Here is a 25286-nt window from a genome sequence, read left to right on the forward strand (position 1 = left end):
CTCCTCAAAACGGAACGGCCGCTACCGGACTGCCGGCAGCGGCCGCTTGAAAGTCCGCAAACCGGAGTGTTTACCCGACAGTACGCTCGCGATGCGTGACCTCGAAGACTTCGAGGTGATCGCCCGCCTTGATGTCGTTGGTGTCGGCCAGCACCACACCGCATTCCAGACCCGCGCGGACTTCGTCCACGTCGTCCTTGAAGCGGCGCAGCGACGCGATGGTCGTGGCCGAGACGATGACGTCGTTGCGGGTAAGACGGGCGTGGATGCCCTTCTTGATGTAGCCTTCGAGAACCAGCAGACCGGCGGCCTTGTCTTTCTTGCCGGCCGGGAAGACCTGCTTGACCTCGGCGCGGCCGACGACGGTTTCCACGCGCTCGGGGCCCCAGATGCCCGCCATCTGCTTGGCGACTTCCTCGGTGAGCTCGTAGATGACGTCGTAGTACATCATCGGCGTCTTGGTCTTCTCGATCTGCTCGCGCGCCTTGGCGTTCGGGCGGACGTTGAAGCCGATGATCGGCGCACCGGAGGCCGAAGCCAGCGTCACGTCAGTCTCGGTGATGGCGCCCACGCCCGAGTGCAGGATGCGCACCTTGATCTCGTCGTTCGAGAGGTTGTGCAGCGCCGCGTTGATCGCCTCGACCGAACCCTGCACGTCACCCTTGATGACCACCGGATACTCGATGACGTTCTGCTTGGCGGTGAGGGCCGAGAACATCGTATCGAGGCTGGCGGGTGCCATCGCGGTGCGCTTGGCGGTCGCCTGTTCCTGACGCCAGGACGAGACTTCGCGGGCACGCTGCTCGCTCTCGACCACGGTCAGTACGTCACCGGCCATCGGCACGCCGCCAAGGCCGAGCACTTCGACCGGGGTCGACGGGCCAGCTTCCTTGATCTGACGCCCCTTGTCGTCGTTCATCGCGCGGACACGGCCGCTTTCGGTGCCGACCACGAAGATGTCGCCGCGCTTCAGGGTACCGCGGTTGACGAGGACCGTCGCAACCGGGCCCTTGCCCTTGTCGAGCTTGGCTTCGATCACGGTCGCCTCTGCTGCACGGTCCGGATTGGCCTTGAGTTCCATCAGTTCGGCCTGGAGCAGGATCTTCTCGATCAGCTCGTCCAGGCCCTTGCCGGTCTTGGCAGAGACCTCGACGTCCTGCACGTCACCCGACATTTCCTCGACGATGATCTCGTGCTCGAGCAGGCGTTCGCGCACCTTCTGCGGGTTCGCGTCTTCCTTGTCGCACTTGTTGATCGCCACGATCATCGGGACGCCGGCCGCCTTGGTGTGATTGATGGCCTCGATTGTCTGCGGCATGATGCCATCGTCGGCCGCCACCACCAGAATGACGATGTCGGTGACATTGGCACCGCGCATGCGCATCTGGGTGAAGGCTGCGTGGCCCGGGGTATCGAGCACGGTGATCTGTTCGCCACCCTTGGTCTTGATCTGGTAGGCGCCGATGTGCTGGGTGATGCCGCCGGCCTCGCCGCGCACCACGTCCGTTCCGCGCAGCGCGTCCAGCAGGCTGGTCTTGCCGTGGTCGACGTGGCCCATGATCGCCACCACGGGCGGACGCGACTGCAGCGATTCCTCGTTGTCGACGTCGCTCGAGGTATCGATATCGACGTCACTTTCCGATACGCGCAGGAGGTTGTGACCGAATTCGGTCACCAGCAGTTCAGCGGTATCCTGGTCGATCGTCTGATTGACGGTAACCATCATGCCCATGTTGAACAGCGCCTTCACCAGATCGGCGCCCTTCTCGGCCATGCGGTTGGCGAGTTCCTGCACAGTGATCGCCTCGGGCACGACCACGTCGCGGACCTGCTTCTCGCGCTGCTGCTGCTGGCCACCGAAGTGCGCGCGGCGCTCCTTCTCGCGGGCGCGCTTGAGCGCGGCGAGCGAACGGGCGCGTGCGCCCTCGTCATCGTTCAGCGCGCGGGTGACAGTAAGCTTGCCCGCCTGGCGGCGATCCCCCTTGCCGCCACGGTCGCCGCCGCGCGCAGGCGGAGCGCCCTTCTTCGCGGCATCAGGCTTCTTGGCCCCGGCTCCGCCGGCGGCACCGCCAGTGGTTTCGGGCTTGCGTGCAGCCGTCTCGGGACGCTGAACGGGCGTAAAGCGGCGCGGTGCAGGGACCGGTGTTGCCTTGGCGGCAGGTTCGGCCGGCGGGGCGACTTCAGCAGCCTTTGCGGCGGGCTCTTCGGCATCCGGAGCAGGTGCCTCAGCAGCCTTGGGGGCCGGAGCCTCTTCCGGCGCCTTGGTCGCTTCTTCCTCGGCCTTGGCCACCGCAGCGGCGGCTTCTTCCTCGGCGCGGCGGTTTTCTTCGGCGCGGCGCTTTTCCTCTTCCTGCTCCTTCAGCCGCTCTTCCTCTTCGCGGCGGCGCGCTTCCTCGGCCACGCGCAGGCGGTCTTCCTCAGCCTCACGCTGGAGGCGGGCAACGCGCTCCTGCGGAGTCTCGCCAGCGGGAGCGGCAGGCCGCTTCGGCGGCGCAGGACGCGGCGCGGGGGCCTTTGGTTCGGGCGCAGCAGGCGCGGCAACAGGGGCCTCAGCCTTGGCCTCTACCGCACCTTCCGATCCGGGCTTTCCGATCAGCTTGCGGCGCTTCACCTCGACCACCACCTTGTTGGTGCGGCCGTGGCTGAAGGTCTGCTTGACCTCACCCGCTTCCACCGAGCGCTTAAGCCCAAGCGGCTTGCGGCCCAGGGTCGGTTTGTTGTCGGTCTCGCTCATAAGTCTCGTCGTGCCCTTCAATCTCAATTCGTCGTGACGGGCGCGGCGTCTGCCTGCCCGTTATCATCATCCATTTCGGCCGCGCTCGTATCGGCCTGCCCCTGGAAATGCAGGAGGCGCTGCAGCAGCGTTGCGACTCGATCAGCCGCGCCACGGTCGGTCAGCGCCAGGTGAACGACGTTGTCGCGGCCCAATGCCACAGACAGCGTGTCCCGGTCCAGTGGCAAGCGCGTACCACGCAGACCACTTCCTTCCGCCTCGCGCCCGACCCGCCAGGCCTGGTCGAGCTTGCGCGAGCCGTCATCGCTCGCATCGGCGGCATGGGCCAGCCATTCGACCCGGCCCTCACGCGCGTTCTGCGCGATCCGGTCCGAGCCCATGAGCAGCTTGCCCGATTTTAGTTCGAGGCCCAGCCGGTCAGTCAGCGCGCGGATCAGCGCCTGTTCGATCCGCTCGGCCAGATCATCGGGAATGGAAAGCGGCGCGCCCTTGAAGGCACGCGCCAGTGCTCCCTTTAGTTTGCCCTTCGCCAGCGCTTTTTCAAGGTCCACGCGGGAAACGCCGATCCACGCGCCGCGCCCGGGGGCACGCGCGTGGACGTCCGGGAGGACCAGCCCGTCCGGCGAAATCGCCAGACGGATGAAGTCATCCCGCGCAGCTTTCCCGCCGGAGAGGATGCAGGTCCTCTCCGCCTTTGCGCTATCGATGTCGGAGCTTACGCGCTCATTGCGAGGATTCCGCATCGGCGGCCTCCTCGGTTTCGGGTTCGTCTTCGAACCAGTGGGCGCGCGCAGCCATGATGATCTCGTTGCCCTGCTCTTCGCTCAGGCCATATTCGCCGAGCACGCCGCCCTTGTCCTCGTCGCGGGCGCGGCGATTGACGGTGCCGTCACGGCGGCGCTGTTCGGAGCGCTTCTTGGCGATGAGTTCGTCGGTGGCAAGGTCGGCCAGATCGTCGAGCGTCTTGATGCCGCCCTTGCCCAGCGTGACCAGCATGGCCTCGGTGAGGTGCGGGATCTCGGCCAGTGCATCCTCGACGCCGAGCGCGCGGCGTTCCTCGCGGTATGCTTCCTCGCGGCGTTCGAGCGCTTCGTGGGCGCGGCTCTGGAGTTCCTCGGCCAGCTCCTCGTCGAAGCCTTCGATCGTGGCGAGTTCGGCCAGCTCGATGTAGGCGACTTCCTCCAGCTCGGTGAAACCTTCGGCCACCAGCAGCTGCGACAGGGTCTCGTCGACGTCGAGTTCTTCCTCGAACATCTTCGAGCGTTCCTGAAATTCCTTCTGGCGCTTCTCGCTCGATTCGGCCTCGGTCATGATGTCGATCTGCGAGCCGGTGAGCTGCGAGGCCAGACGCACGTTCTGGCCACGGCGACCGATCGCGAGCGACAGCTGGTCATCGGGCACGACCACTTCGATGCGGCTTTCTTCCTCGTCGATCACGACGCGGCTGACCGTCGCGGGCTGAAGCGCGTTGACGACGAAAGTCGCGGTGTCCTCGGACCAGGGGATGATGTCGATCTTCTCGCCCTGCAGTTCCTGCACGACGGCCTGGACGCGGCTGCCCTTCATGCCGACGCAGGCGCCGACCGGGTCGATCGAGTGATCGTGGCTGATCACGCCGATCTTGGCGCGCGAGCCCGGATCGCGGGCGGCAGCCTTGATCTCGATGATGCCGTCGTAGATTTCGGGCACTTCCTGCGCGAAGAGCTTCTTCATGAACTCGGGGTGCGCGCGGGACAGAAAAATCTGCGGGCCGCGGTTCTGACGCTCGACGCGCAGCACGATGGCGCGCACGCGCTCGCCGACGCGGGCGGCTTCGCGCGGGATCTGCTGGTCGCGGCGGATGACGCCCTCGGCGCGGCCGAGATTGACGATCACGTGGCCGAACTCGACCGACTTGATCACGCCGGTGATGACTTCGCCGACGCGGTCCTTGAATTCCTCGTACTGACGGTCACGCTCAGCATCGCGGACCTTCTGGAAGATCACCTGCTTTGCCGACTGCGCGTCGATGCGGCCGAGATCGACCGGCGGCAGCGGATCGACGATGAAGTCGCCCAGCTTGGCATCCTTCTGGAGCTTCTGGGCCTGCTTGACGTCCACCTGCTTGAAGTAGTCCTCGACTTCCTCGACCACTTCGACGACGCGCCACAGGCGCAGGTCGCCGGTGCGCGGATCGAGCTTCGCGCGAATGTCGTTTTCGGCGCCGTAACGGTTGCGGGCCGACTTCTGGATGGCTTCTTCCATCGCCTCGATGACGATCGACTTGTCGATCATCTTCTCCGAAGCGACCGAGTTCGCAATCGCAAGCAGCTCGGCGCGGTTGGCGGAAATCGCACTGGCCATGGCTTAGTCTTCCTGTTCCTCGAGAATCTCGTCGGCACCGCTGGTATCCAGCGGGCGGGTTGCGGCAATCAGCTTGTCGGTCAGGACCAGCCTTGCGGATTGAATATCGGCCAGCGGAAAGCTGACCCGGCCGGACTTCCGGTCGTCGATCGTAACGGTCTCGCCCTCGATACCTACCAGATCGCCGTGCAGCGCCTTGCGGTTGCCTTCCACAGCCACCGCCAGGTTCACTTTAGCCTCGTGCCCGGTCCAGGCGGCATAGTCCTTGGGGCGAGTCAGCGGACGGTCGATGCCGGGCGAGCTGACTTCAAGGCGATAGGCCTCGTCCAGCAGCACTTCGCCGGCTTCCTCAAGCGCGTCCATGCGATCAGAAATGCGGTGCGAGAGCTTGACGCAATCATCCAGCACAAGCTGCCCGGTCTTCGGGTTCTCCGCCATGATCTGAAGAGCGATCTCGTCGTCACCGACTTCGCTCTTGCCGAAGATTCGCACGCGCACGAGATCGAAGCCGAGGGCGTTCACCTCAGGTTCGATAACTTGCGTAAGGCGGGCGATGTCGGCCACGCGCGGGCTCTCCAGTCAGCTTCGGTATCGTTAAACGGCGCCGTATTCGTGCAACGCGGTTTCGCGCCGGCCCCTTCCGGCGCCAGCCCGAACCTCGTTTCACCAATGCCGGGATGGGGCGCAGATAGGCCCGTCAGGGCAAAAAGGCAATAGGCGTTTGGCAACCCTGCAAGTCCGGCGCAAATCCGGCCAAAGGCCGCCAGAACGACTGCGACCGCTAGAATTCGTGCTGGTAGGAAATTCCGATACGCTTTTTCTGACCGAATGTGTTGTCGATATAGCTGCCCCTGACGGCCACTGTGTCGTTGGGGGTGAGATGGTAAGACAGACCGCCGGCCGCCGCGATTCCGGAAAAATCATGCGTGCCGCGAGTGAAGTTGGCGCCCGCCATGAAAGTCAGGCGGCGGTTCAGCGGGCGAAGAGTAAAAAGCCCGACATAGCCGCTGTTACTGCTGATCTGGATTGGGATGCCATCCTGCTGATCAATATCCGTCACCGGCTGCCTGCTATTGGTGTGGCTGTAGCCGAAAGGAACGAAAATCAGCCATTTCCCGGTCTTGAGGCCAAGCTGGTTGAGCGGAACAAAACCGCCCAGCGAATACCGCGTCTGCTTCACCCCCGAATCGAGTTCGCTCCTGCCAGCAGCAAACGTCAGAATGGCGACCGGGAACAGGTAGGATGCCCCCAAAGACCATTGGCCCGACTTGGCGATACGCCCGTTGAACTTGAACTTCGCCCCTACTGCCACCGAGCCGGAAACGGATAGTTCGTCCGAATAGGACACACCTGCTTTGGTAGCGATCTTGGTCGGATCTTCGGCGGCCTTTTCTTCCCCGGCCAGGGCGGGTCCGGCGATGACTACGCCAACCGCCGCCACTGCAATTCCGCCAAACCGCCTGATGGAGCCAAGGCGTGCGGGGAAATACAATGGCATGGACAAGCTCCCTGCAATCCCGCCACGGGACATGCGGCTCACAACAGGCCTATCGGCCTTCCAAAGAGCCGGCAAACGCGGACAACCCTGCCAATTGCAGGGAAATGTACCGAGATCGTCCCGATGGAAATGTGCGAAAAAACCTGTCGTGCACCGGAGCGAAACCCCGGTGCACGACAGGCCGCCACTCCCCCGTGGCATCCCTGCTTTGACGCTGCACCCTACAGCGCCGCAGAGCCCGGAATTTCACGACGTAGCCCCGAAAACACATGGGCCGGATCTCGCCCTGCTACGGCATCAGCCTCGCCCGTTTCATGCTCACGGCATGTTTGCCGCCAATGACAACGTGATCATGGAATTCGATATCCATTGCCCGGGCAACTGCGGCCAGACGGCGCGTCGCCGCGATGTCCTGCGCGCTGGGCCGGGGATTTCCGGAAGGGTGATTGTGAACCAGCACTAGCCCGCTCGCCTGCATCCGGAAGGCATGTTCGAACAGGCTGCGGTAACGCGCCGAGATCGAAATGGGATCGCCATCGGCCTGCACCCGTTGTCCGCACAGGTATCCGTTCGAATCAAATAATATCTCGAGCACGATCTCTTCGCGCAGCACGCCCATGTGCCCGACAAGGACTTCCAGCAGCGGCTTAGAGAGCGGCTTTACCGGGCTGCGTGCCGCGACCAGGTCTGCCAGGAAGCATCGAAGCCATGGCGGTGCAGACGGCGCCAGTGCGACAGAGTGCCGATCAGAATCGCTATCGCCGCTCCGAAGGTCGGCCCCCCGCGCATCACCGCATAAACCAGTGGATGAATACCGATGTCCGCCCATCGCACGAAATGTGCGCTGAGGCTCAGGATTTGCAGCGATGTTGCCCATATGGGCCAAAACCTCCGAGCCTCCAGGGCGAGATAACCGAATCCGAGAAAGCCGATTAAGTCCGTCATCAGGGAATCGGGATCGACTTTGACGAAGTGGCTGGGAATGACGCTCATCACCGCTGCCTGAACCAACGCCATCGCGACGAAGACGAGAGCCCCCGTGCGCTCGGGAGCCCCGCCTTTCCAGAGGCCGAGTCCGACCGAAAGGATCAGGATCAGGAAATATGCGATCCTCTGTGTCAGGTCCAAGTCCACCCACTCCGCTGCATCAACCGGCGAGGGTCTGCAATTCCCCGTCCAGCCCTTCCTCCAACACCGCGTTTTCAGGGCACTGGTAAGCGATGTCCATGGATTCGGCCAGCTTCGACAGGTCACTGTGAGCCCGCACGAGCTCCGAACGGGCCTCGACAAGGCACTTCTGCATCGCAGCGAAACGGGCAAGCGGCCGCTGCCCCTGCACGGCTGCATTCAGGGTGCTGACGCGGGCCCGGGCCACCTCCGCAAGCAGTTCCCCGGCCTTGGCCAGAAGTTCATCCATGTCGTTCTCGACCGACTTGATGCTACGGGCAATCCGCATACCGGCAATTTCAGGAGTCATGATCGTTGCCTTCCCCAGGCGCCAAGGCGCCATTTCCAGGTCGAAGGCACCGGCCCGGTCCGTTTCCGGCTAGATCAACCGCCCAAGAACTTCCGCTATCGCCAAAGACGACACCAGAATCAGGGCCATGACCAGCGCCAGCAGGAAGACCGCGCCAACTCGGCCAGCCCGCCCAAACCGTGCATCGAGAGCCTCCAGGCCCACCGGTCTGCTATCCGTATTCTCATGCCAGTCCTGATGCCGGCGCGTGGCCAGGGTGTCGGAAAGAACAAAGAACGGATCGACCGGCAGGTCCCGCTCTCTTCCTTCCCCATGCTCATCCAAAGGGTCGACACGGGAAAAACCACATGTGGTTTTGCCACACTGCTCCAGCAGTTGCGCGTAGCGCCGCGCAGTATCCTTGCGGTTCGTCGTGCCCCACTTGTCACGCACCGCATTGATCCGCTGGTCAACGGTGTTCGGCGCAATCGACAGTTCGCGCGCGATCTCCTTGGTCGTGCGGTGCATAATCAGCAGATCGAGGACTTCAATCTGCTTTGGCGTCAGATTTTCCAGCTGGCCCGACGGATGATCGTCTTCGAACACGGCAAGTTCACCCGAATACCTTACTTGATGAAGCAATAACTAACTTTAGTTATCTGTATAACATCCGCTTGGTAAAACCAATCGATCTCGTTGCCGGGGAAACGGCGGTACGAATCGAACCTCGTTCCGGACCCCGGCTACCCGGCACCTGCCGCATTTTCGTGAAGGGCATGCTTCTTCATGCCGTGCCTGAGCTGGTCGTAGGTCAGCCCGACCGCCGATGCCGCCCGCCGCTGGTTCCAGCGGTGACGCTGCAGCGCATCGAGCAGCAACCCGCGCTCATACGCATCGACCGCCGCACGCAAGTCTTCCGGCGGCGGCGCCGGCTCGAGCGCGGCCTCCGCCCGTGCGAAACCAGGAGCTGGATGCAGTGCCGGCACCTGGTCCGGAAGCGCCGCCCCATCCGCCCAGGGGTTTTCGAAGGGATCGAACACGATCTGCGCGATCGGCGCATCCTCGCGCGCCCAGCGATAGACCGCACGCTCAACGACATTGCGCAGCTCGCGCAAATTGCCCGGCCAGCCATGCGCTTCAAGCGCGTCCAGCGCCTCTCCGGAAAAGCCGGGCCAGCTGCTCCACTCCAGCTCACTGGCCATGCGGCGACCGTAGTAGTCCGCCAGCTCGAACACGTCACCTTCGCGCGCGCGCAGCGGCGGAAGCGTAATGACCTCGAAACTGAGCCGGTCGAGCAGGTCAGCGCGGAACGTGCCTTCTTCCGCCATGCGCGGCAGGTCGGCATTGGTCGCCGCGACGATTCGCACGTCCACCGTCACCGGCCGCGAGGCGCCGATGCGCACCACCTCACCATATTCGATCGCGCGCAGCAGCCGCTCCTGCGCCGCCATCGACAGATTGCCGAGTTCGTCGAGGAACAGCGTGCCCCGGTCCGCCTCCTCGAACCGACCCGCCCGCGCGCGCGTCGCCCCGGTAAATGCGCCGGCCTCGTGACCGAACAGTTCCGCCTCGATCAGCGTTTCGGGCAGCGCAGCGCAGTTCAGCGTCACCAGCGGCTCTCCCCAACGCGGCGAGAGCCGGTGGAGGCGCTGGGCGATCAGTTCCTTGCCCGTACCGCGCTCGCCGATGACCAGGACAGGACGGCGCACCGGCGCGGCACGACTGGCCCGCTCAACCGCGTCAAGAAAGGCCATGGACTGGCCGATAAACTGAACATCGCGCTCCATTGCTATTATTTAGTGTATTTTGCCATTATTTGGCAATTAATATCCTCTGCAGACCGGAAGTTTCACAGAAGATCGGGTGAATTCCGCCACAGATGGAATTTGGCACACCCTTTGCTGAATGAAGGACAACACAGCGTTCAGGACTATCGAGGGAACCAAGCCATGTTTGCCCGCACCGCCAAGACCCAGCCCGCACAGCAGCCTGCCCGGCCCGCCGTGCGCTCGACTCTGGCCCGCACCAAGCTGGATTGGGCCATCATCATCAGCCTCCTGGCAATGGGCGCCTTCAACCTCCTGGCCATGGCGGACCGTTTCGGCGTTGCCACCGCTTACGCCGCGGCGCCGGTCTGCGGGGTGCCGCTGGCATGAGCAGGCTCGACGCAGAAATCGAAGTGCTGCAGAATTGCCGGCAGACCGGCCCGGCCAACAAATTCGGCGCCGACACTTTCGGCACTTTCAACGGTCGCTTCCAACACGCCCAGTTTCGCCCGGCCTACAACAAAGGAAACATCAGGATGGGTATCTTCTCCCGCACCCGCGACATCATCGCCGCCAACTTCAACGACCTGCTCGACAAGGCCGAAGACCCCGCGAAGATGATCCGCCTGATCATCCTCGAAATGGAGGAGACCCTCGTCGAGGTGCGCACCAGCTCGGCGCGCACCATCGCCGACCAGAAGGAACTGCGCCGCCACGTCGCCAAGCTCGACAAGCTGCAGGCAGACTGGAGCGAGAAGGCCCAGCTCGCGCTGAGCAAGGGCCGTGAGGACCTCGCCCGCGCCGCGCTGCTCGAAAGGAAGAAGGCCACCGACATGGCTGATCAGTTGAACGCCGAGATCGCCGTGCTCGACGATTCATTGCGCGCCTACGAACAGGACATCGAGAAGCTGCAGAATCGCCTGCGCGAAGCCCGCAGCCGCCAGAGCGCCATCGCCGCACGGTTGCAGAGCGCCGAAAACAGGATCAGACTGCGCACGCTGCTCTCGAACGAGCGCGTCGATGAAGCGCTCGCGCGCTTCGACCAGCTCGAGCGCCGCGTCGATTATGCCGAAGGTCGGGCCGAGGCGATGAGCCTGGGCGACAGCCGCCAGCCGACGCTCGCCGAGGAAATCGCCGCGCTCGCCGATGGCGACACAATCGAGGCCGAACTCGCCGAAATGAAGCGTGCCATGGGTTCGGACGCTCCGAAGCCGGTCGAAGACCCGGCCACCTGACCCGCGCACGCGCGCTTTCGTCCCGGAAGCGTGCCAAGTCCCCGCCATGCGAGACGGGGGGCAAATTACCGGGACGTTTCGTTTTCAAGGGAAGGGATAACCAGTGTCACGCGGACAATTCTATCTCGACAAGTCGAACGCGAAGCTGGCCGGCGTCTGCGCAGGCATCGCCGACTATACGGGTATCGACACCTTCTGGGTGCGCCTCGGCGCGGTGCTGCTCACGCTGCTTGGCTTTCCCTTCGTCATCCTGATCTACATAGCCATGGCAGTTCTGGCCGACAGTCGCCCGATGGGCCTCTATAGCGAAGTGGAAGAAGAACGCCTGTTGCGCCGCATGGAACGCCGCCGCCAGCGCCGCGGCCTGACCATGCCGGGCAGCACGCCTCGCTCGAGCCGCCTGCGTTCCGACCTGTCGGATCTCGACAAGCGCATCGCCGACATGGAAGCGCATTATGCGAGCTCGAGCAACTCGCGCCTTGCTGCCGAGATCGACAGCCTGCGCTGAGCGCGAACCGGAAACAGGAATCAAGCACAATGGACACCGGAAACCTGGCCCTGCTGATCCCGATCATCGGCGTCAGCATCCCCATCATCGCGATCTGGACCAAGCATAAGCGCGACATGCTCAGGATGGAGCTCGAAGCCACGGCGGAAAAAAGCGCACTCTACGCCAACCGCAACGCCGAACTGGAGGAGCGCGTGCGCGTGCTCGAACGGATCGTCACCGATAAGGGCTATGACACCGCCCTGCAGATCGAGGCCCTGCGCGATCAACGCGAGGTGGAAAGCCAGCGCGCACCGAGCGAGACCCGCCAATGACCCCGGAAGAAGTCGTTGCACTGCTGGTGCTGATGACAGCCGTCATCATCGTGGTGTCGATCCTCGCCAACGCCTACAAGCGGCACCTTGCCTTCCAGGAACGCAAGCTGGAAATCATGGCCGGACAGACTGCGGAAAAGGCCGCACAATATGCCGCGCAGAACGCCCAGCTCGAAAACCGGGTGCGCGTTCTCGAACGTATCGCTACAGAAGGCGGCAGCGCCGATCTTGCCACGCAGATCGACGCGCTACGCGACATCGAACCGGTTGAGGTAACCAAGCAATGAGTTTCTGGACCGCTGTCGTCGTCCTGTTCGCAATTGGCTGCTGGACCTGGCTGCGCACGCAAAAGTACCGCGCCCTCGGCCACAAGAACGGCGGTTACGACCACACAGCCCGCGAGCACGAACTCGAGCGCGAGGTCGAGGAAATGCGCAAGCGCATTGCCGTGCTGGAACGCATCGCCACTGACGAGCAGCGTGGCAAGGACCTCGCCCGCGAGATCGAATCGCTGCGGGACTGAACCGTGGTGAGCCGGATTTGCGATTGCATATAGGCCTGCGCGATGCTGCCCGTCCGTTGATACCCGGCACCACTTTGTGTCCAACACGCGCCTGACATTCGCAGGACGCCTGCAGGCAGGCAGCGATCATTCGATTTCAGCAACAGCCTGAAAAGGCCCCACCCCCCTGTTCGCATCAGCGCAGCAGGAATGGCACCCGAGGCCGAATTCATGCACGGTTCTTTCCCGGAAATAGGCGCAACCAAGGATGTGACGCGTGATGCTTCGGGCTCCACCACGCCATCAGTGGCGCCTCCGAGGGGTAGACTTGTTAACCATTAGAAAGAATACTGCTTCACCTCAATTAACGAGGTTGCAATGATACTTGAACCGACTGGCGAGCGCATGGTCGAGGAGCATTATACAGGCTCGCTTCAAGACCATGTGATCCATATCCTGCACCTCGCCACCTACCGCTTTGCCGAGGCTATGACGCGAGGCAAGCGGGTTCTCGATTTCGGGTGCGGCAGTGGATACGGATCGGCGATGATTGCAGAGACGGCGGACAGTGTTGTCGCAGTCGATGTCGCCGCTGATGCCGTTGCTTATGCTCGAGACCGCTTTATTCGCGAAAATCTGAGTTTTGACCAGATTGATCCATCGAGCCCACTTCCGTTCGCCGACGCCAGTTTCGACATGGTGCTATCCTTCCAGGTATTCGAACATGTCACCGATACCGAGCACTACCTATCGGAGATTCGGCGCATTCTTGTACCGGGAGGGAAATTGCTGCTGGTCACGCCTGACCGGGACACGCGGCTCTTGCCACTGCAACGGCCTTGGAACCGCTGGCATGTAAAAGAATACAGCAAGCGAGGACTGCAGCGGGAGTTGTCACGTCATTTCGGAACGGTCTCTGTGATGGGAATGACCGGGCGAGACGAGATGATCGAGCTTGAGGTGCGACGCTGCGCCAGGGTTAAATGGATGACGTTGCCAGTCACCTTGCCTGTCATGCCGGACAATTGGCGCGTAGCGGCACTCAACATGATCCACCGCCTGAGAGGTCGCACCAGTGGGGAGCCGTGCGCATGCCCATTTACCATTGGAGATGTAACGATCTCCGCTGATGCAACGCCATCGGTCAACCTCGTGGCGATCGCCGCGTGATTTTCCCGCTCTCATCGTTCGCTGAGAGGCCCCTCACGCCTCAGGCACCCGCGCATCCAGCTCCGCCAGCCATACCGCTGCGCTGGCATCGGACGGAGCACGCCAGTCGCCGCGGGGGCTGAGCGCGCCGCCCGAGGATACCTTCGGACCATTGGGGATCGCCGAACGCTTGAACTGGCTGAAAGCGAAGAAACGGCGCAGGAATTTTTCCAGCCAGTCACGGATCGTGGCGAGATCGTACTGGTTCTTGCGATCTTGCGGGAAACCGTCAGGCCAGCTGCCCGCCATGGTATCGCGCCATGCATGCCAGGCGAGAAACGCCACCTTCGACGGCTTCTGCCCGAAGCGCATCACGTGGTGCAGGAAGAAGTCGTTGAGCTCGTAGGGGCCGATCTTCGCCTCGGTGCTCTGGATCGCCCCGTCCGCCCCGGCCGGCACCAGTTCGGGCGAGATTTCAGTATCAAGGATCGCCAGCAGCACTTCGTCCGTCGCCGCATCGAACTGGTCGCCGCGCGCGCACCAGCGGATGAGGTACTGGATCAGCGTTTTGGGCACGCCCGCGTTGACGGCATAGTGACTCATCTGGTCGCCGACACCGTACGTACACCAGCCCAGCGCCAGTTCCGAGAGATCGCCAGTGCCGACCACAAAGCCATTGTGCTGGCTGGCGAGTCGGAAGAGGTAATCGGTGCGCAGGCCCGCCTGCACATTCTCGAAGGTCACGTCGTAGACAGGCTCGCCGCCTGCAAAGGCATGGCCGATGTCTTCCAGCATCCGCGTGGCCGCGGGGCGGATGTCAATTTCCTCGGCGGTGATACCCACCGCGCGCATCAGCTTCCAGGCATTACTCTTGGTATCGTCACTGGTGGCGAAACCGGGCATCGTATAGCCGCGGATGAACGTGCGCGGCAGGCGGAGCCGGTCACAGACCTTGGCTGCCACGATCAGCGCATGGGTGGAATCGAGCCCGCCGGAAATGCCGATCACCATAGACTTCGCGCCGGTCGACTCCAGCCGCCGCATCAGCCCGTCGACCTGGATGTTGAACGCCTCATAGCAATCGGCATCGAGCCGCTCGGCCCGGTCGGGCACGAAGGGGAAGCGGCTGACCGGACGGACGAGCCCGATGTCCCCGCCGTGCGGGGCGTGTCGGAAGGGAATGGTCCGGAAAGTCTCGTCCGGGCGCCCAGCCGCCTCACCCGCATCATTGAAGGTGGGAATACGCAACCGGTCCATGACAATGCGCTCGCAATCGACATCCGCCACGCAGAGTTCCGGGTGCAGCGAGAAACGCTCGCTCTCGGCCAAGAGGTCGCCCAGTTCGTAGATCACCCCCTGCCCGTCCCAGGCAAGGTCGGTGGTGCTCTCGCCGTGCCCGGCGGCGCAATAGACATAGGCCGATGCCGTGCGCGCCGATTGCGAGCGGCAGAGCATGTGACGTTCGTCCGACTTGCCAATCACGATGTTGGAGGCCGAGAGGTTGCACAGGATCGTCGCCCCGGCGAGCGCACCGAGCGAGCTTGGCGGCGTGGCCGCCCAGAAGTCCTCGCAGATTTCGGCGAAGAAACGGAAGTGCGGCAGCACTTCGGAGGCGAAGACCAGATCGGTGCCGAACGGCACATCGTGCCCGTTCACCCGGATCATCTGCCCTGTGATGCCCTTGCCGCTGGCGAACCAGCGCTTCTCGTAGAACTCACGGTAATTGGGCAGGTAGGACTTGGGCACCGCGCCCAGCAGATGCCCATGCGCAATCGCCAGCGCGCAGTTGTAAAGCCGCCCCTTGTGCATCAGCGCCGCGCCAATGAGGAGCACCGGCGATAACTCGGCGCTGGCCTTCACGATGTCCGCGATGGCAGCCTCGACCGCCTCGATCATTGCGCCTTGCAGGTGCAGGTCGTCGATCGCATACGAGGACAGGCACAGTTCCGGAAACACCAGCAGGTCCACACGCGCCTCATGCGCGCGGCGCGCCTCGGCCAGCACCGCATCACGGTTGAACACGACATCGGCGGTCCGCACATGCGGCGTCGAAGTGGCGACCCGCACGAAGCCGTGTTCGTGCATGGCGTAGAAGGGATGCGCTTTCGCTTCGGTCATGGGCAAATCCCTGACAGGATTGGGGGCGGAGAGCAATGTTCCCCTTGCCCTCCAGCAACACCCCCCTAAATGCAGGAACCATGCGCAGCCTTGACGATATCCGCGAAGAGTACGAGTTCCTCGACGGCGACGAACGCTACCGCCTCCTCATCGAACTGGGCCGCGAGCTCGACGAGATGCCCGATGCGCTCAAGACCGATGCTACCAAGGTGCGCGGATGCTCGGCCAGCGTCTGGGTCTATCCCATGGCCAGGGACGACGGCACGCTGCATTTCCTGGCGGACAGCAACGCGGCGATTACCAAGGGCATCGTCTCGCTGGTGATTTCCGCTGTCCAGGACCAGCCCGCCGCCGCCGTCGCCGAAACCGACATTGCCGCCGCGCTCGAACCGTTTGACCTCAAGAACCAGCTCTCGTCGAACCGGACGCAGGGCGTGCCCAACATGATCGCGCTGATTCGCGAAACCGCCGCCCGTTACGCCGCCGGATCATGAAACGGATAACCCGCCCGGTCTGGATGGCGGCAGGGATCTTCTTCGTCGCGCTGGGAACGCTCGGCATCTTCCTGCCGCTGCTGCCGACGGTGGTGTTCTACCTGCTGGCGGCCTGGTGCTTTTCCAAGAGCCATCCCGAATGGGCCGAGCGGCTCTATAACCATCCCACTCATGGCCACCATTTGCGCGAATGGCGCGACAGGCGGGCCGTGAGCCGCAAGGGCAAAGTGGCCGCGATCGGCGCCATGTCGCTCAGCGTGGGCTTCGTAGCGCTGACGCTCGGCTGGCCCTGGGTGCTGATCCCGGTGGGCGTGCTGGCGGTAATCGGCCCCTGGATCTGGACGCGGGCCGAGTAAGACCCGCGGTCCGGATCAATGCGCCTCAGGCGCTCTTGGCACCCTTGGCCGCAGCCTTGGCCGCTGCTGCCTGCGCGGCCATCTGGGGCGTAAATTCACCGCGATGGCCGTCACCGTTGTCGAGCGTGCCGAACATCCAGTCGTAGAGCAGCGTGATCGTCGCAAAGTTACCGCCGGTGAAGCGGGCGTGATGGTTGTGGTGCATCACCGAGACATAGTTGAGATAGCGGAACGGAAAGCGGTCCGTCTCCCACAAGTCGTGGTTGTGCAGGTTGATCTGGTTGAACGCCATCCATGTGATCACGATCGTCACGACATGGAACTGCCCCATCAGCGCGGCAAGAACCGCGATCGAAGCAACATAGAGCCCCAGCCCGATCGCCACTTCCAGCGGATGGATGAAGCTCGAATCGCCGCGGCAGGGATTGTGCTGGCGGTGATGAACGGCGTGCATCCACTTGAGCGGCCCGGCGCCACCCAGCAGCGCGCTATCGTGGAACAGGAAGCGGTGGGTGAGGTAGTAGAAGAAATCGTAGAACATCAGGATCACGACGATGTCGCGCGCCACCTGCCACCAGGGCTGCGCGTCGGCGGTCAGGCAGAACGGCAGCACACCGCCGAAGATGATGACGATGAACAGGATCGCCCACTTGCGGTTCCATTTCTGGTTTGCCGCATAGCTCGGCTTTTCCATCTTCTGGCGGTACGCATCGGTATTGCGCTTTGCCTCCACCCGCAGCGCGGGAACAGCGAAGGCAATAGCCTTGCCGAGCAGCACCATTGCGATGATGCCAAGGCCGGTGATCAGCGAAAGCTGCCAATGGTAATTGGCAAGCAGCGTCGAAACGAAAGACGAATTCATCAATAATCCTGCTGTTATGCAAAACCGGGCGCGTGTCTGCATCCGCAGACCGTTATGAGCGATCACTGCTCATACCGAAAACGCTGTTCCCGTTCAATCAGAATAGACAGGACTGTCTATCAGATCGCTGCACAGATCCGTTCAGAGGGCGGCATTGCAAACCTGCCGGAGCCCTGCCCCTAGCGGTCGATCAATGCGGAAATCCGGTGAAAGAAGGGGTGATGGGGCGTCGCGCCCACTTCGACGCCATGAAAGACACCAGTGCCGAGCATCGGCAGCACCTTTTTGAGAACCTCGACGTCCTCGCCATTGCGCACATCGACATGCAGGCGAAGCTTGCCATCAAATTCGATGCTGACCTTCGCATCCTTCGGCGTGCTGGCGTGCACGATATCGAGTATCTTGCTCAGCTCTTCCGAAACGAATGCCGATTTCTGGCTGGGCAGCCGCTCAACCGCCCGCTCACCGTCACTGGTTTGGTCCATCGGGCCAACTTCCTCCAAATTCCTCATGATACAGCGAAACGCCGAATACAGCTCACCATTGCCCGGCGATGGTGCGGACAGGTACCGCAGATGTCCAGTCCTGGGAAAAGATCGTTCCACACTGGCACCAGCGCGGATCAGTCCCCGATCGCCTCGCGCAGGACGGCGATCCCGCGGCTTCGTTGCTCCCGCAATTCGCGCTTGAGCAGGGCGGGGTCGCGCGCGACCACGAACCCGAAGCTGACTCCGCCTTCCTTGCCGACTGTGGCGTGATGAAGCTTATGCGCCTGCACCAGCCGCTTGGCGTAGCCGCGCTTGGGCACCCAGCGGAAATAACGCTGGTGCACCAGGCCGTCATGAATCAGCGTGTAAATCACACCATAAAGCAGCACGCCGAGCCCCATCCACGTCCCCGGCTCCCACGCGCCTTCCCCCATCAGCATGGGCGATCCAATCGCGAACAGACTTATGCTGATCGCTGCCCCCACCAGCGCATAGAGATCGTTCTTCTCCAGAATCCCCTCGTGCGGCTCATGGTGATCGCGGTGCCAGGCCCAGCCGAACCCGTGCATCACGTACTTATGGCTGGACCAGGCGACAAATTCCATCGCGGCGGCGGTGGCAAGCACAGTGAACGTGGCGGCAATCGGAGACATGACCCGCCCATAGCACCCCGCCGCTCGCGCGCCTATCGCGGCCGCAATGGCATCGTCATTTCAGCAGATTTCCGGGAAACCGGGAGAACGCGGCGCCAAACGCCCCGCCCGATCCAAAAAACAGACGCAGACATGCTCCATCTGGGGACAAGACATGCCTGCGCCTGCGTTTTTTGCCTATCGTGCTCCCCCTCCCTTCGGGTCGCGGGGGAATTCTAGCGCTTTCGGGCTGCGACTCTTAATTACAAATCCCGACAGGTCTGTGACTGGCGAGTCTCCTCGCGTTCATCTTAGTGGCCATATTTATGAATGCACGGGATCACCCCACCCGTCGCAACCTAGGAATATTGACCATGCGTACCCTGACCAAGATCATCGCCCCCGCTCTCGCCGTGGCCCTGGGCATGGGCGCCGCCCTCCCGGCCTCGGCCCACGAGACACGGCACGAACAGTCCGCCCGCCATACGCCGGACCGCCATGAAATGGACCGCGCCCGCTCGATCCGCTCCGATATCCATGGCCTGCGCGCCCAGATCGATCGCGCTGCGGCTCGCCACCGGATCTCCTATCGTGAAGCCAACGGCCTGCACCGCGATGCCCGGCAGATCCAGCGGCTCTATGCCAGCTATGCCCGCGATGGCCTGACCCATCGTGAAACCAGGGTTCTCAAGGCGAAGATCAGCAAGGTCCAGTTCGCCCTGCACATGGAGCGCTCCGACCGCGACGGCCGCCGCGGCTGAGCGGCGGGCAATCCCTTCCGCTTCGGAAAATCGCGCCCGTTCCGCTTGAATTGCGGGACGGGCGCGCCTAATCGCGCCTCACCATGACCAAGACTCCGCGCACGCTGTACCAGAAGATCTGGGATGCCCATGTCGTTGACACTCGCGACGACGGCACCTGCCTCATCTACATCGACCGCCACATCGTCCACGAAGTGACGAGCCCCCAGGCTTTCGAAAGCCTTCGTGCGGCCGGCCGCCCGGTACGCCGTCCCGATCTCACGATCGCGGTGCCCGACCATAACCTTCCCACCACCCCGCGCCGTGATGCCGCGGGCAACCGCGTGCCGATCGCCGATCCGCAGAGCGCGCAGCAGCTGGAAATGCTGGAAAAGAACGCGCCCGAATTTGGCATCCGCTACATCGGCGATGCCGATCCTGAGCAGGGCATCGTCCACGTCATCGGCCCCGAGCAGGGTTTCTCGCTGCCCGGCGCGACGATCGTCTGCGGCGACAGCCACACCGCCTGCAACGGCGGCCTCGGCGCGCTGGCTTTCGGCATCGGCACCAGCGAGGTCGAGCATGTGCTCGCCACGCAGACGCTGCTGCTCAAGCAGTCCAAGACCTTCGAGGTGCGCGTTGAGGGCAAGCTGGGCGCAGGCGTCAGCCCCAAGGACGTGATCCTGCACGTGATCGGCGTGATCGGCACGGCAGGCGGCACCGGCTACGTGATCGAATATACCGGCAACGTGTTCCGCGAGATGTCGGTCGAAGGCCGCCTGACGGTGTGCAACATGTCGATCGAGGGCGGCGCCCGCGCAGGTCTGGTCGCCCCGGACGAGACGACGTTCGCCTATGTGAAGGGCCGCCCCTACGCCCCCGTGGGCGAAGACTGGGACAAGGCCGTTGCCTGGTGGAAGAGCCTGGCGACCGACGAAGGCGCGACTTACGACAAGTCCGTGTTCATCCGCGCCGAGGACATCCAGCCGACCGTGACCTGGGGCACCAGCCCCGAGGATACCTCGGCAATCGGCGGCGTGGTTCCCGCACCGGAAGATTTCGACGACGCGTCCAAGCGCGACGCGGTCAGGCACAGCCTCGATTACATGGGCCTGACGCCCGGCACGAAACTGACCGACGTGGAAGTGCAGAATGTCTTCATCGGCTCGTGCACCAACAGCCGCATCGAAGACATTCGTGCCGCGGCCGAAGTGCTCAAGGGCCGCAAGAAGGCGGACAATGTGAAGTGGGCGATCGTCGTGCCCGGCTCCGGCCTCGTGAAGGCGCAGGCCGAAGCCGAAGGCCTCGACAAGATCATCATCGAGGCGGGTCTGGAATGGCGCGAGCCGGGCTGCTCGGCCTGTCTGGCAATGAACCCGGACAAGGTGCCCGCAGGCGAGCGCTGCGCCTCGACCAGCAACCGCAACTTCACCGGGCGTCAGGGGCCCGGAAGCCGCACCCATCTGATGAGCCCCGCCATGGCCGCCGCCGCTGCCGTGACGGGCAAGCTCACCGACGTGCGCGAACTGGCAGGATAACGATCATGGCAGACGAAACCGAAGACAACTCGCTGGCCACCAAGGCCGCTCTCGCCGCCGGTGCGGCTATCGGCTCGGCCGCAATCGCCGCCGCGCTGCTGTTCGTGAAGCGCCGCAAGGCCCGCGCGAACGACACTCCAGCTCACCCCGAACAGGCTCCCGAGACAGACTGATGGAACCGATCAACCACGTCGCCGGCCGTGCCATCCCGTTCGGTCGCAAGAACGTCGACACCGACGTCATCATCCCCGCCCACTGGCTCAAGACAATCACCCGTGAAGGTCTCGGCAAGGGCGCCTTCGAGGCGGTCAGGACCGAGCCGGGCAACGTCTTCACCGATCCTGAATACGCGGGCGCACCGATCCTGATCGCGGGTGACAACTTCGGCTGCGGTTCGAGCCGCGAACACGCCGCCTGGGCTCTGCTCGACATGGGCGTGACCTGCGTGATCGCGCCGAGTTTCTCGGACATCTTCTCGGGCAATGCCTTCAAGAACGGCATCCTCACCGTTGCCTTGCCGCAGGAAGCGATCGACCGGCTGATGGAAGTCGCGAAGACCGACACCATCGATGTCGATCTGACAACCCAGTCGGTGACGACCCCGTTTCAGGACCGCTTTACTTTCGACATCGATCCGTTCCGCAAGCATTGCCTCGAGAATGGCCTCGACGAAGTGGGTCTGACAATGGCGCAGGGAGAGACCATCTCGGCCTACGAAGCCAGGGCGAAGTCCAACCTGCCGTTCCTGGCCCGCACGCCCGCAACGGTCGATTGAACGCGGGCCCGCGAGGGCGATTGCGGTCAGCGAATTGCGAATCAGGATTGAACCGGATCAATGCGGGCCGTATCCGCATGTCTTGAGTAAAGGGGCCCCAGATTCTCTGGGTTATTCATTCGAGGACTTTCGATGACCAGTTTTCAGGATCGTGAACGCGCCGAAGAAGCCAAGTTCGCGCATGATGCCGAAACCCAGTTCCGCATCCAGGCTCGCCGCAACCGCCTCGTGGGCGAATGGGCGGCGGAACGCATGAGCTTGTCGCAGGCCGAAGCCGAAGCCTATGCCAAGAGCGTGGTTCAGGCCGACTTCGAGGAAGCCGGCGACGAAGACGTCATCCGCAAGCTTCTGGGCGACCTGACGGCGGCCGGCGTGGATTCGAGCGAAGCCGAAGTGCGCGCCGCACTCGAAGCCAAGCAGGTCGAAGCCCGCCGCGCTTTCCTCGGCGAAGCCTGAACCAATCCCCGGGCCGGCACACCGGACCCGCAATCCGGAGACCGGCCATGGCGATGCCCGCCAGCGAGATCGAATCCCTTATCCGTACAGCTCTGCCCGACGCACAAGTGACGATCACCGATCTCGCCGGTGACGGCGATCACTATGCCGCGCATGTCGTTTCCGCCGCCTTTACCGGCAAGCCCCGTGTGGCGCAGCACAAGATGGTCTACGAAGCACTCGGCGGCCGCATGGGCGGCGAACTCCATGCCTTGCAACTGACCACCGCCGTCCCCAACTGACGTCAGGTATTCGATAGAAGGTTGCTTCCATGTCCGACGTCAACGCCCGCATCGGCGAGATTGTAAACAATAACGACATTGTCTTGTTCATGAAGGGGACCCCGCTGTTCCCGCAATGCGGTTTCTCCAGCCGCGCAGTCGCCATCCTCGAGCATCTCGGCGTAGCCTATGAAAGCGTGGATGTGCTGCAGGACATGGACATTCGCCAGGGTATCAAGTCGTTCTCCGAATGGCCGACGATCCCGCAGCTCTACGTGAAGGGCGAATTCGTGGGCGGCAGCGACATCATGATGGAAATGTTCGAAGCTGGTGAATTGCACCAGATGATGACCGACGCCGGGATCGCCGCGCAGGGCTGACCAGCCCGGCGGATCGCTGCGAACCATTGGCCCAGACGCGTGCAGGCCCGGTTGGCACAAGCCTTCCGGGCTTTTGCATGTCCGCCGCAAACCGGATTTCCACGATTTTCTTTGGAGATGCTCGGGAGGCGGGGCCGGGAGACTGATCGGCCCCGCCTCAATCGAGACTTTGGGGGTACATAGACCAATAAGCACAAGCCGTGCCAAATTAAATTTACGGCGGATTTTCACCACTTCCGTCGCATACTCCACAGCCAAATCAGACCAAAGTGTAAATTCCGCCGACATCCCTCCGCCAGACCGGGCATGATATTTCCGCTTGCCTGCCGGACACTGACAGGCAAGACCCGCGCGATGTTGCCGACTGCTCCTTCCGATCAACCGATGCCGTCAAATGGACCTGCCGTCGTGCCGGCCGCTACCGTGGTGATCTTCCGCCACGCCCGGGACAGCGGCCCGCCGGAGCTGCTGATGGTGCAGCGCGCTCGCGAAATGCGCTTTGCCGGTGGCGCTGCAGTCTTTCCGGGCGGTCGCGTCGATCCCGCAGACCGCGATCTGGCGCGCAGCCTCATGCCCGACGAACCGGAGGAAATCGCGGCGGCCCGGATCGCAGGCATTCGCGAAACGCTCGAAGAAACCGGATTGATGATCGCCACCCGCCAGCCCGTCAGTGCCGTCGAGGCAGCGGCAGGCCGCCGGATGCTTCTGGAGACCGGCACTCTCGCCCCCGTGCTTGCACAATTCGGCTGGCAACTGGTTCCCGAAGCCCTGACGCTCTACGCGCACTGGTGCCCGCTAAGGGACAAGGCCTTCGACACCCGCTTTTTCGTGACAGACCTGGGCACCGGCGCGGTCGATGTGCAGGTCGATGCGACCGAGAACACCCACCTGTTCTGGACAAGCGCCGCCGGTGCGCTGGAAATGGCCAGCCGCGACGAAATCAGCGTGATCTTCCCGACGCACCGCAACCTTGAGCGGCTTGCCCAATATGCCAGCTACGGCGAGGCCCTGGCGGATATTGCCGCACATCCTGTCTCGCGCGTCCACCCGGGCACCGAGGAGCGGACGGACGGCGAGTGGCTGATCATCCCCGAAGGGCATGGTTACCCCGTGCGCGGCCAGCTCAAGGCGACAGCGCGGCGGGGCTGAGACCGCTGGTCAGGCCGGAACAGCGGCTGGACCTTCCACTTTCGGCCCGGTCGCGCCATAAAGACCCAGAGCTATTGCTAGCACGAAGAACACAGCAATCGCGGTGATCGCGAGATCGTAACTCCCGGTAATCGAGAACACACGCGCAGCTCCGACCACCGCAAATGCGATGAATGGCAGCCCGATCAGCGTGTTGAGTCCGAACCCGCGACTGTAGCTGGCCTGCCCGAACGTATCCGAAAGCCCGCGTCCCAGCGTCGGGATGGCGCCTGCCCCGTGCATGCCGATCAGGCCGATGACAACCGCAGCGACGGCAAACGGCGGGTGCTGCAGCAGCAGCAGCCACAAGATCGTGCAATTGAAGCCGATCAGCGCGAGCGAACGCCCGCCGCCAAGCTTGTCGGCAACCCAGCCGAAAAGCACCGAACCGGCAATGCCGACCAACGACATGATCGACTGCAGCAGCGCTGCCTCAGGCCGGGTGAAGCCCCATGACATGCCCATGGGCACGAGCAGCGAGCCGAGAAGCACCGAACTCGTCATGCTGGCGATGGCGGCAAGGCACAGCGCCCAGAAGCGCGGCCGTGCCAGCAACTGGCCAAAGGTGAAAGATCCGTCCGCCGTGCGCTTTTCAGCGGGTTCCGGCGCCTGCGTCTCGTCATGGCTGGGCGGATGATCCACCGTCAACAGAATCAGCGGCACCAGCAGCACGGCCGAAATCGTGCCGATTGCTGCGTAGAGCGTGGTCGGCGCATAATGCCCCAACCCTCGCTCGAGCGCCCACGGGACGATGGCGATCACCACTGGCAAGTGCACGATGCCCAGCGCCAGCCCCCGGTTGCTGTGGAACCAGCGCGTCACCAGCGTTGCCGGGCCGATCGAGCCAGCGAGGCTCATCGCCGGACCGAAGCACAGCCCGTAGGCGACGAGGTAGAGCGCGTAGCTGTTGGTGAAGGCGAGGAGGAAGTACCCCCCGACCGTCAGCAGCGCGCCCAGCATCAGCAGCAGCCGCAGCGAATAGCGCGCCACCAGCACGCCGATGAACGGGGCGAGGATCGACGAGCCGACGAGCACCAGCGGGATGCCAATCGCGGCTTCCTCTCCGCTGACGCCCAGGCGCTGCTCGACCGATGCCAGCATGAGCCCGAAGGACCCCATGACGGTGCCGATCACCACGTTGTGCGATACGCCCGCAATGACGCCCATGCGGACGGCCAGCGGATGATTCGGTATATTGCCCGCAGGGGCTGCAGAATGGGCCAAATGCCTCTCCCAATTTATGGCCCGGTCTTGACGCCGGTTGTATACGAAAACGCGAATTTGCTGCTCCGGCGCGGACTTGGCCAGCGCTTTTTTCAGGCAGCAACACATATTCGCCAACACGGCATTTTCGACACCGTGTTGGGCATTGCGGATGGATTGCAGCACGGCACAACCGCCAGCGGCAGCCGGTTGCCGGGCTGATGCCCGGCAACGTGTGGATACGATACAGCTGGCAACCTAACGCGCATGCCCCGTTGACGTGGCCCGGCG

33 protein-coding genes are annotated in these 25286 nt (G+C 63.3%); 18 read left to right on the top strand and 15 right to left on the bottom strand.

What is annotated here, in order from left to right; all coding sequences use genetic code 11:
* Positions 1-70: 70 nt before the first annotated feature.
* The 10 genes from infB to pspF all read right to left on the bottom strand — a co-directional run bounded on the left by infB (position 71) and on the right by pspF (position 9818).
* Positions 71-2734, bottom strand: coding sequence for a translation initiation factor IF-2 (gene infB / locus MTR64_RS06025; RefSeq protein WP_243991860.1), 2664 nt, complete (start codon positions 2732-2734; stop codon positions 71-73).
* 23 nt (positions 2735-2757) lie between these two features.
* Positions 2758-3477 (bottom strand): DUF448 domain-containing protein, encoded by a 720-nt coding sequence (locus MTR64_RS06030; protein ID WP_243991862.1) that lies wholly within the window; start codon positions 3475-3477, stop codon positions 2758-2760.
* The gene (gene nusA, locus MTR64_RS06035) at positions 3458-5077 is read right to left on the bottom strand and encodes a transcription termination factor NusA (protein WP_243991864.1); all 1620 of its coding nucleotides are present in this window, start codon (positions 5075-5077) and stop codon (positions 3458-3460) included. Before nusA ends, MTR64_RS06030 begins: the two co-directional genes overlap by 20 nt.
* A gap of 3 nt (positions 5078-5080) precedes the next feature.
* Positions 5081-5641 carry a ribosome maturation protein RimP gene (gene rimP, locus MTR64_RS06040; RefSeq protein WP_243991866.1) on the bottom strand — a complete coding sequence of 187 codons (561 nt, stop codon included), beginning with the start codon at positions 5639-5641 and terminating at the stop codon, positions 5081-5083.
* A gap of 217 nt (positions 5642-5858) precedes the next feature.
* Positions 5859-6608: a hypothetical protein gene (locus tag MTR64_RS06045; RefSeq protein WP_243992317.1), complete on the bottom strand. Its 750-nt coding sequence runs from the start codon at positions 6606-6608 to the stop codon at positions 5859-5861.
* Positions 6609-6864: 256 nt separating this feature from the next.
* Positions 6865-7260 carry a JAB domain-containing protein gene (locus tag MTR64_RS06050; protein WP_327194255.1) on the bottom strand — a complete coding sequence of 132 codons (396 nt, stop codon included), beginning with the start codon at positions 7258-7260 and terminating at the stop codon, positions 6865-6867.
* Positions 7236-7703 carry a hypothetical protein gene (locus MTR64_RS06055; protein ID WP_243991870.1) on the bottom strand — a complete coding sequence of 156 codons (468 nt, stop codon included), beginning with the start codon at positions 7701-7703 and terminating at the stop codon, positions 7236-7238. The genes MTR64_RS06050 and MTR64_RS06055 overlap by 25 nt, the downstream gene beginning before the upstream one ends.
* Before the next feature lie 19 nt (positions 7704-7722).
* Positions 7723-8052: a hypothetical protein gene (locus MTR64_RS06060; RefSeq protein ID WP_243991872.1), complete on the bottom strand. Its 330-nt coding sequence runs from the start codon at positions 8050-8052 to the stop codon at positions 7723-7725.
* A 69-nt stretch (positions 8053-8121) separates the two neighbouring features.
* Positions 8122-8637: a LuxR C-terminal-related transcriptional regulator gene (locus tag MTR64_RS06065; RefSeq protein WP_243991873.1), complete on the bottom strand. Its 516-nt coding sequence runs from the start codon at positions 8635-8637 to the stop codon at positions 8122-8124.
* Positions 8638-8774: 137 nt separating this feature from the next.
* On the bottom strand, positions 8775-9818 hold the full coding sequence (pspF, locus tag MTR64_RS06070; protein ID WP_243991874.1) for a phage shock protein operon transcriptional activator: 1044 nt from the start codon (positions 9816-9818) through the stop codon (positions 8775-8777).
* A gap of 162 nt (positions 9819-9980) precedes the next feature.
* Here pspF and MTR64_RS06075 point away from each other — a divergent pair, with 162 nt between their 5' ends.
* The 7 genes from MTR64_RS06075 to MTR64_RS06105 all read left to right on the top strand — a co-directional run bounded on the left by MTR64_RS06075 (position 9981) and on the right by MTR64_RS06105 (position 13526).
* Positions 9981-10187, top strand: coding sequence for a hypothetical protein (locus MTR64_RS06075; RefSeq protein ID WP_243991875.1), 207 nt, complete (start codon positions 9981-9983; stop codon positions 10185-10187).
* The gene (gene pspA / locus MTR64_RS06080) at positions 10184-11032 is read left to right on the top strand and encodes a phage shock protein PspA (protein ID WP_243991876.1); all 849 of its coding nucleotides are present in this window, start codon (positions 10184-10186) and stop codon (positions 11030-11032) included. The genes MTR64_RS06075 and pspA overlap by 4 nt, the downstream gene beginning before the upstream one ends.
* Before the next feature lie 103 nt (positions 11033-11135).
* Complete coding sequence (locus MTR64_RS06085) at positions 11136-11540, top strand: PspC domain-containing protein (protein WP_243991877.1); 405 nt, start codon at positions 11136-11138, stop codon at positions 11538-11540.
* 29 nt (positions 11541-11569) lie between these two features.
* Positions 11570-11854, top strand: a complete 285-nt coding sequence (locus MTR64_RS06090) for a hypothetical protein (protein ID WP_243991878.1) — start codon at positions 11570-11572, stop codon at positions 11852-11854.
* A complete protein-coding gene (locus MTR64_RS06095) occupies positions 11851-12141 on the top strand; it encodes a hypothetical protein (protein ID WP_243991879.1) in 291 nt (96 codons plus the stop codon). The genes MTR64_RS06090 and MTR64_RS06095 overlap by 4 nt, the downstream gene beginning before the upstream one ends.
* The gene (locus tag MTR64_RS06100) at positions 12138-12377 is read left to right on the top strand and encodes a hypothetical protein (protein WP_243991881.1); all 240 of its coding nucleotides are present in this window, start codon (positions 12138-12140) and stop codon (positions 12375-12377) included. Before MTR64_RS06095 ends, MTR64_RS06100 begins: the two co-directional genes overlap by 4 nt.
* A gap of 357 nt (positions 12378-12734) precedes the next feature.
* Positions 12735-13526 carry a class I SAM-dependent methyltransferase gene (locus MTR64_RS06105; RefSeq protein WP_243991884.1) on the top strand — a complete coding sequence of 264 codons (792 nt, stop codon included), beginning with the start codon at positions 12735-12737 and terminating at the stop codon, positions 13524-13526.
* 33 nt (positions 13527-13559) lie between these two features.
* Here the strand turns inward: MTR64_RS06105 and MTR64_RS06110 are convergent, their stop codons facing one another.
* Entirely contained in the window at positions 13560-15623 is a 2064-nt protein-coding gene (locus MTR64_RS06110) for an NAD(+) synthase (protein WP_243991886.1), read from the bottom strand.
* An 80-nt stretch (positions 15624-15703) separates the two neighbouring features.
* Here MTR64_RS06110 and MTR64_RS06115 point away from each other — a divergent pair, with 80 nt between their 5' ends.
* Positions 15704-16117: a SufE family protein gene (locus MTR64_RS06115; protein WP_243991888.1), complete on the top strand. Its 414-nt coding sequence runs from the start codon at positions 15704-15706 to the stop codon at positions 16115-16117.
* Positions 16114-16473 carry a YbaN family protein gene (locus MTR64_RS06120; RefSeq protein ID WP_243991890.1) on the top strand — a complete coding sequence of 120 codons (360 nt, stop codon included), beginning with the start codon at positions 16114-16116 and terminating at the stop codon, positions 16471-16473. The genes MTR64_RS06115 and MTR64_RS06120 overlap by 4 nt, the downstream gene beginning before the upstream one ends.
* Positions 16474-16498: 25 nt before the next feature.
* Here the strand turns inward: MTR64_RS06120 and MTR64_RS06125 are convergent, their stop codons facing one another.
* From MTR64_RS06125 to MTR64_RS06135, 3 genes are all read right to left on the bottom strand, one after another.
* Positions 16499-17335, bottom strand: coding sequence for a sterol desaturase family protein (locus MTR64_RS06125; RefSeq protein WP_243991892.1), 837 nt, complete (start codon positions 17333-17335; stop codon positions 16499-16501).
* Positions 17336-17514: 179 nt separating this feature from the next.
* Positions 17515-17820, bottom strand: a complete 306-nt coding sequence (locus tag MTR64_RS06130; protein WP_243991894.1) for a hypothetical protein — start codon at positions 17818-17820, stop codon at positions 17515-17517.
* A gap of 137 nt (positions 17821-17957) precedes the next feature.
* Positions 17958-18476, bottom strand: coding sequence for a sterol desaturase family protein (locus MTR64_RS06135; protein WP_243991896.1), 519 nt, complete (start codon positions 18474-18476; stop codon positions 17958-17960).
* A gap of 353 nt (positions 18477-18829) precedes the next feature.
* Between MTR64_RS06135 and MTR64_RS06140 the strand changes: the two genes are divergently transcribed.
* The 8 genes from MTR64_RS06140 (at position 18830) to MTR64_RS06175 (ending at position 23753) form a co-directional block, all read left to right on the top strand.
* The gene (locus MTR64_RS06140) at positions 18830-19216 is read left to right on the top strand and encodes a hypothetical protein (RefSeq protein ID WP_243991898.1); all 387 of its coding nucleotides are present in this window, start codon (positions 18830-18832) and stop codon (positions 19214-19216) included.
* Positions 19217-19299: 83 nt separating this feature from the next.
* Positions 19300-20733: a 3-isopropylmalate dehydratase large subunit gene (gene leuC, locus MTR64_RS06145; protein WP_243991900.1), complete on the top strand. Its 1434-nt coding sequence runs from the start codon at positions 19300-19302 to the stop codon at positions 20731-20733.
* Positions 20734-20738: 5 nt separating this feature from the next.
* Complete coding sequence (locus MTR64_RS06150) at positions 20739-20906, top strand: hypothetical protein (protein WP_243991902.1); 168 nt, start codon at positions 20739-20741, stop codon at positions 20904-20906.
* The gene (gene leuD, locus MTR64_RS06155) at positions 20906-21508 is read left to right on the top strand and encodes a 3-isopropylmalate dehydratase small subunit (RefSeq protein WP_243991904.1); all 603 of its coding nucleotides are present in this window, start codon (positions 20906-20908) and stop codon (positions 21506-21508) included. The genes MTR64_RS06150 and leuD overlap by 1 nt, the downstream gene beginning before the upstream one ends.
* Before the next feature lie 132 nt (positions 21509-21640).
* Entirely contained in the window at positions 21641-21964 is a 324-nt protein-coding gene (locus MTR64_RS06160) for a DUF1476 domain-containing protein (protein WP_243991906.1), read from the top strand.
* 47 nt (positions 21965-22011) lie between these two features.
* Positions 22012-22245, top strand: a complete 234-nt coding sequence (locus tag MTR64_RS06165) for a BolA family protein (protein ID WP_243991908.1) — start codon at positions 22012-22014, stop codon at positions 22243-22245.
* Between the two features lie 29 nt (positions 22246-22274).
* Complete coding sequence (gene grxD, locus MTR64_RS06170) at positions 22275-22604, top strand: Grx4 family monothiol glutaredoxin (RefSeq protein WP_243991910.1); 330 nt, start codon at positions 22275-22277, stop codon at positions 22602-22604.
* Between the two features lie 354 nt (positions 22605-22958).
* On the top strand, positions 22959-23753 hold the full coding sequence (locus MTR64_RS06175) for an NUDIX hydrolase (protein WP_243991911.1): 795 nt from the start codon (positions 22959-22961) through the stop codon (positions 23751-23753).
* A 9-nt stretch (positions 23754-23762) separates the two neighbouring features.
* Here MTR64_RS06175 and MTR64_RS06180 read toward each other — a convergent pair whose 3' ends face one another.
* Entirely contained in the window at positions 23763-24959 is a 1197-nt protein-coding gene (locus MTR64_RS06180) for an MFS transporter (RefSeq protein WP_243991914.1), read from the bottom strand.
* A gap of 48 nt (positions 24960-25007) precedes the next feature.
* Between MTR64_RS06180 and MTR64_RS06185 the strand changes: the two genes are divergently transcribed.
* Positions 25008-25217: a hypothetical protein gene (locus MTR64_RS06185; RefSeq protein ID WP_243991916.1), complete on the top strand. Its 210-nt coding sequence runs from the start codon at positions 25008-25010 to the stop codon at positions 25215-25217.
* Positions 25218-25286 lie beyond the last annotated feature (69 nt).

Source organism: Novosphingobium album (ex Hu et al. 2023), assembly GCF_022832385.1.
GTDB classification, from domain to species: Bacteria; Pseudomonadota; Alphaproteobacteria; order Sphingomonadales; family Sphingomonadaceae; genus Novosphingobium; species Novosphingobium album.

What these genes read in the sequence shown, in the direction of transcription:
- infB (WP_243991860.1), bottom strand. Translation starts at nt 2,734, where the DNA reads ATGAGCGAGACCGACAACAAACCGACCCTGGGCCGCAAGCCGCTTGGG.
- MTR64_RS06030 (WP_243991862.1), bottom strand. Translation starts at nt 3,477, where the DNA reads ATGCGGAATCCTCGCAATGAGCGCGTAAGCTCCGACATCGATAGCGCA.
- nusA (WP_243991864.1), bottom strand. Translation starts at nt 5,077, where the DNA reads ATGGCCAGTGCGATTTCCGCCAACCGCGCCGAGCTGCTTGCGATTGCG.
- MTR64_RS06045 (WP_243992317.1), bottom strand. Translation starts at nt 6,608, where the DNA reads ATGTCCCGTGGCGGGATTGCAGGGAGCTTGTCCATGCCATTGTATTTC.
- MTR64_RS06060 (WP_243991872.1), bottom strand. Translation starts at nt 8,052, where the DNA reads ATGACTCCTGAAATTGCCGGTATGCGGATTGCCCGTAGCATCAAGTCG.
- pspF (WP_243991874.1), bottom strand. Translation starts at nt 9,818, where the DNA reads ATGGAGCGCGATGTTCAGTTTATCGGCCAGTCCATGGCCTTTCTTGAC.
- MTR64_RS06075 (WP_243991875.1), top strand. Translation starts at nt 9,981, where the DNA reads ATGTTTGCCCGCACCGCCAAGACCCAGCCCGCACAGCAGCCTGCCCGG.
- pspA (WP_243991876.1), top strand. Translation starts at nt 10,184, where the DNA reads ATGAGCAGGCTCGACGCAGAAATCGAAGTGCTGCAGAATTGCCGGCAG.
- MTR64_RS06090 (WP_243991878.1), top strand. Translation starts at nt 11,570, where the DNA reads ATGGACACCGGAAACCTGGCCCTGCTGATCCCGATCATCGGCGTCAGC.
- MTR64_RS06095 (WP_243991879.1), top strand. Translation starts at nt 11,851, where the DNA reads ATGACCCCGGAAGAAGTCGTTGCACTGCTGGTGCTGATGACAGCCGTC.
- MTR64_RS06100 (WP_243991881.1), top strand. Translation starts at nt 12,138, where the DNA reads ATGAGTTTCTGGACCGCTGTCGTCGTCCTGTTCGCAATTGGCTGCTGG.
- MTR64_RS06105 (WP_243991884.1), top strand. Translation starts at nt 12,735, where the DNA reads ATGATACTTGAACCGACTGGCGAGCGCATGGTCGAGGAGCATTATACA.
- MTR64_RS06110 (WP_243991886.1), bottom strand. Translation starts at nt 15,623, where the DNA reads ATGACCGAAGCGAAAGCGCATCCCTTCTACGCCATGCACGAACACGGC.
- MTR64_RS06115 (WP_243991888.1), top strand. Translation starts at nt 15,704, where the DNA reads ATGCGCAGCCTTGACGATATCCGCGAAGAGTACGAGTTCCTCGACGGC.
- MTR64_RS06120 (WP_243991890.1), top strand. Translation starts at nt 16,114, where the DNA reads ATGAAACGGATAACCCGCCCGGTCTGGATGGCGGCAGGGATCTTCTTC.
- MTR64_RS06125 (WP_243991892.1), bottom strand. Translation starts at nt 17,335, where the DNA reads ATGAATTCGTCTTTCGTTTCGACGCTGCTTGCCAATTACCATTGGCAG.
- MTR64_RS06130 (WP_243991894.1), bottom strand. Translation starts at nt 17,820, where the DNA reads ATGGACCAAACCAGTGACGGTGAGCGGGCGGTTGAGCGGCTGCCCAGC.
- MTR64_RS06135 (WP_243991896.1), bottom strand. Translation starts at nt 18,476, where the DNA reads ATGTCTCCGATTGCCGCCACGTTCACTGTGCTTGCCACCGCCGCCGCG.
- MTR64_RS06140 (WP_243991898.1), top strand. Translation starts at nt 18,830, where the DNA reads ATGCGTACCCTGACCAAGATCATCGCCCCCGCTCTCGCCGTGGCCCTG.
- leuC (WP_243991900.1), top strand. Translation starts at nt 19,300, where the DNA reads ATGACCAAGACTCCGCGCACGCTGTACCAGAAGATCTGGGATGCCCAT.
- MTR64_RS06150 (WP_243991902.1), top strand. Translation starts at nt 20,739, where the DNA reads ATGGCAGACGAAACCGAAGACAACTCGCTGGCCACCAAGGCCGCTCTC.
- leuD (WP_243991904.1), top strand. Translation starts at nt 20,906, where the DNA reads ATGGAACCGATCAACCACGTCGCCGGCCGTGCCATCCCGTTCGGTCGC.
- MTR64_RS06160 (WP_243991906.1), top strand. Translation starts at nt 21,641, where the DNA reads ATGACCAGTTTTCAGGATCGTGAACGCGCCGAAGAAGCCAAGTTCGCG.
- MTR64_RS06165 (WP_243991908.1), top strand. Translation starts at nt 22,012, where the DNA reads ATGGCGATGCCCGCCAGCGAGATCGAATCCCTTATCCGTACAGCTCTG.
- grxD (WP_243991910.1), top strand. Translation starts at nt 22,275, where the DNA reads ATGTCCGACGTCAACGCCCGCATCGGCGAGATTGTAAACAATAACGAC.
- MTR64_RS06175 (WP_243991911.1), top strand. Translation starts at nt 22,959, where the DNA reads ATGTTGCCGACTGCTCCTTCCGATCAACCGATGCCGTCAAATGGACCT.
- MTR64_RS06180 (WP_243991914.1), bottom strand. Translation starts at nt 24,959, where the DNA reads ATGGGCGTCATTGCGGGCGTATCGCACAACGTGGTGATCGGCACCGTC.
- MTR64_RS06185 (WP_243991916.1), top strand. Translation starts at nt 25,008, where the DNA reads ATGGGCCAAATGCCTCTCCCAATTTATGGCCCGGTCTTGACGCCGGTT.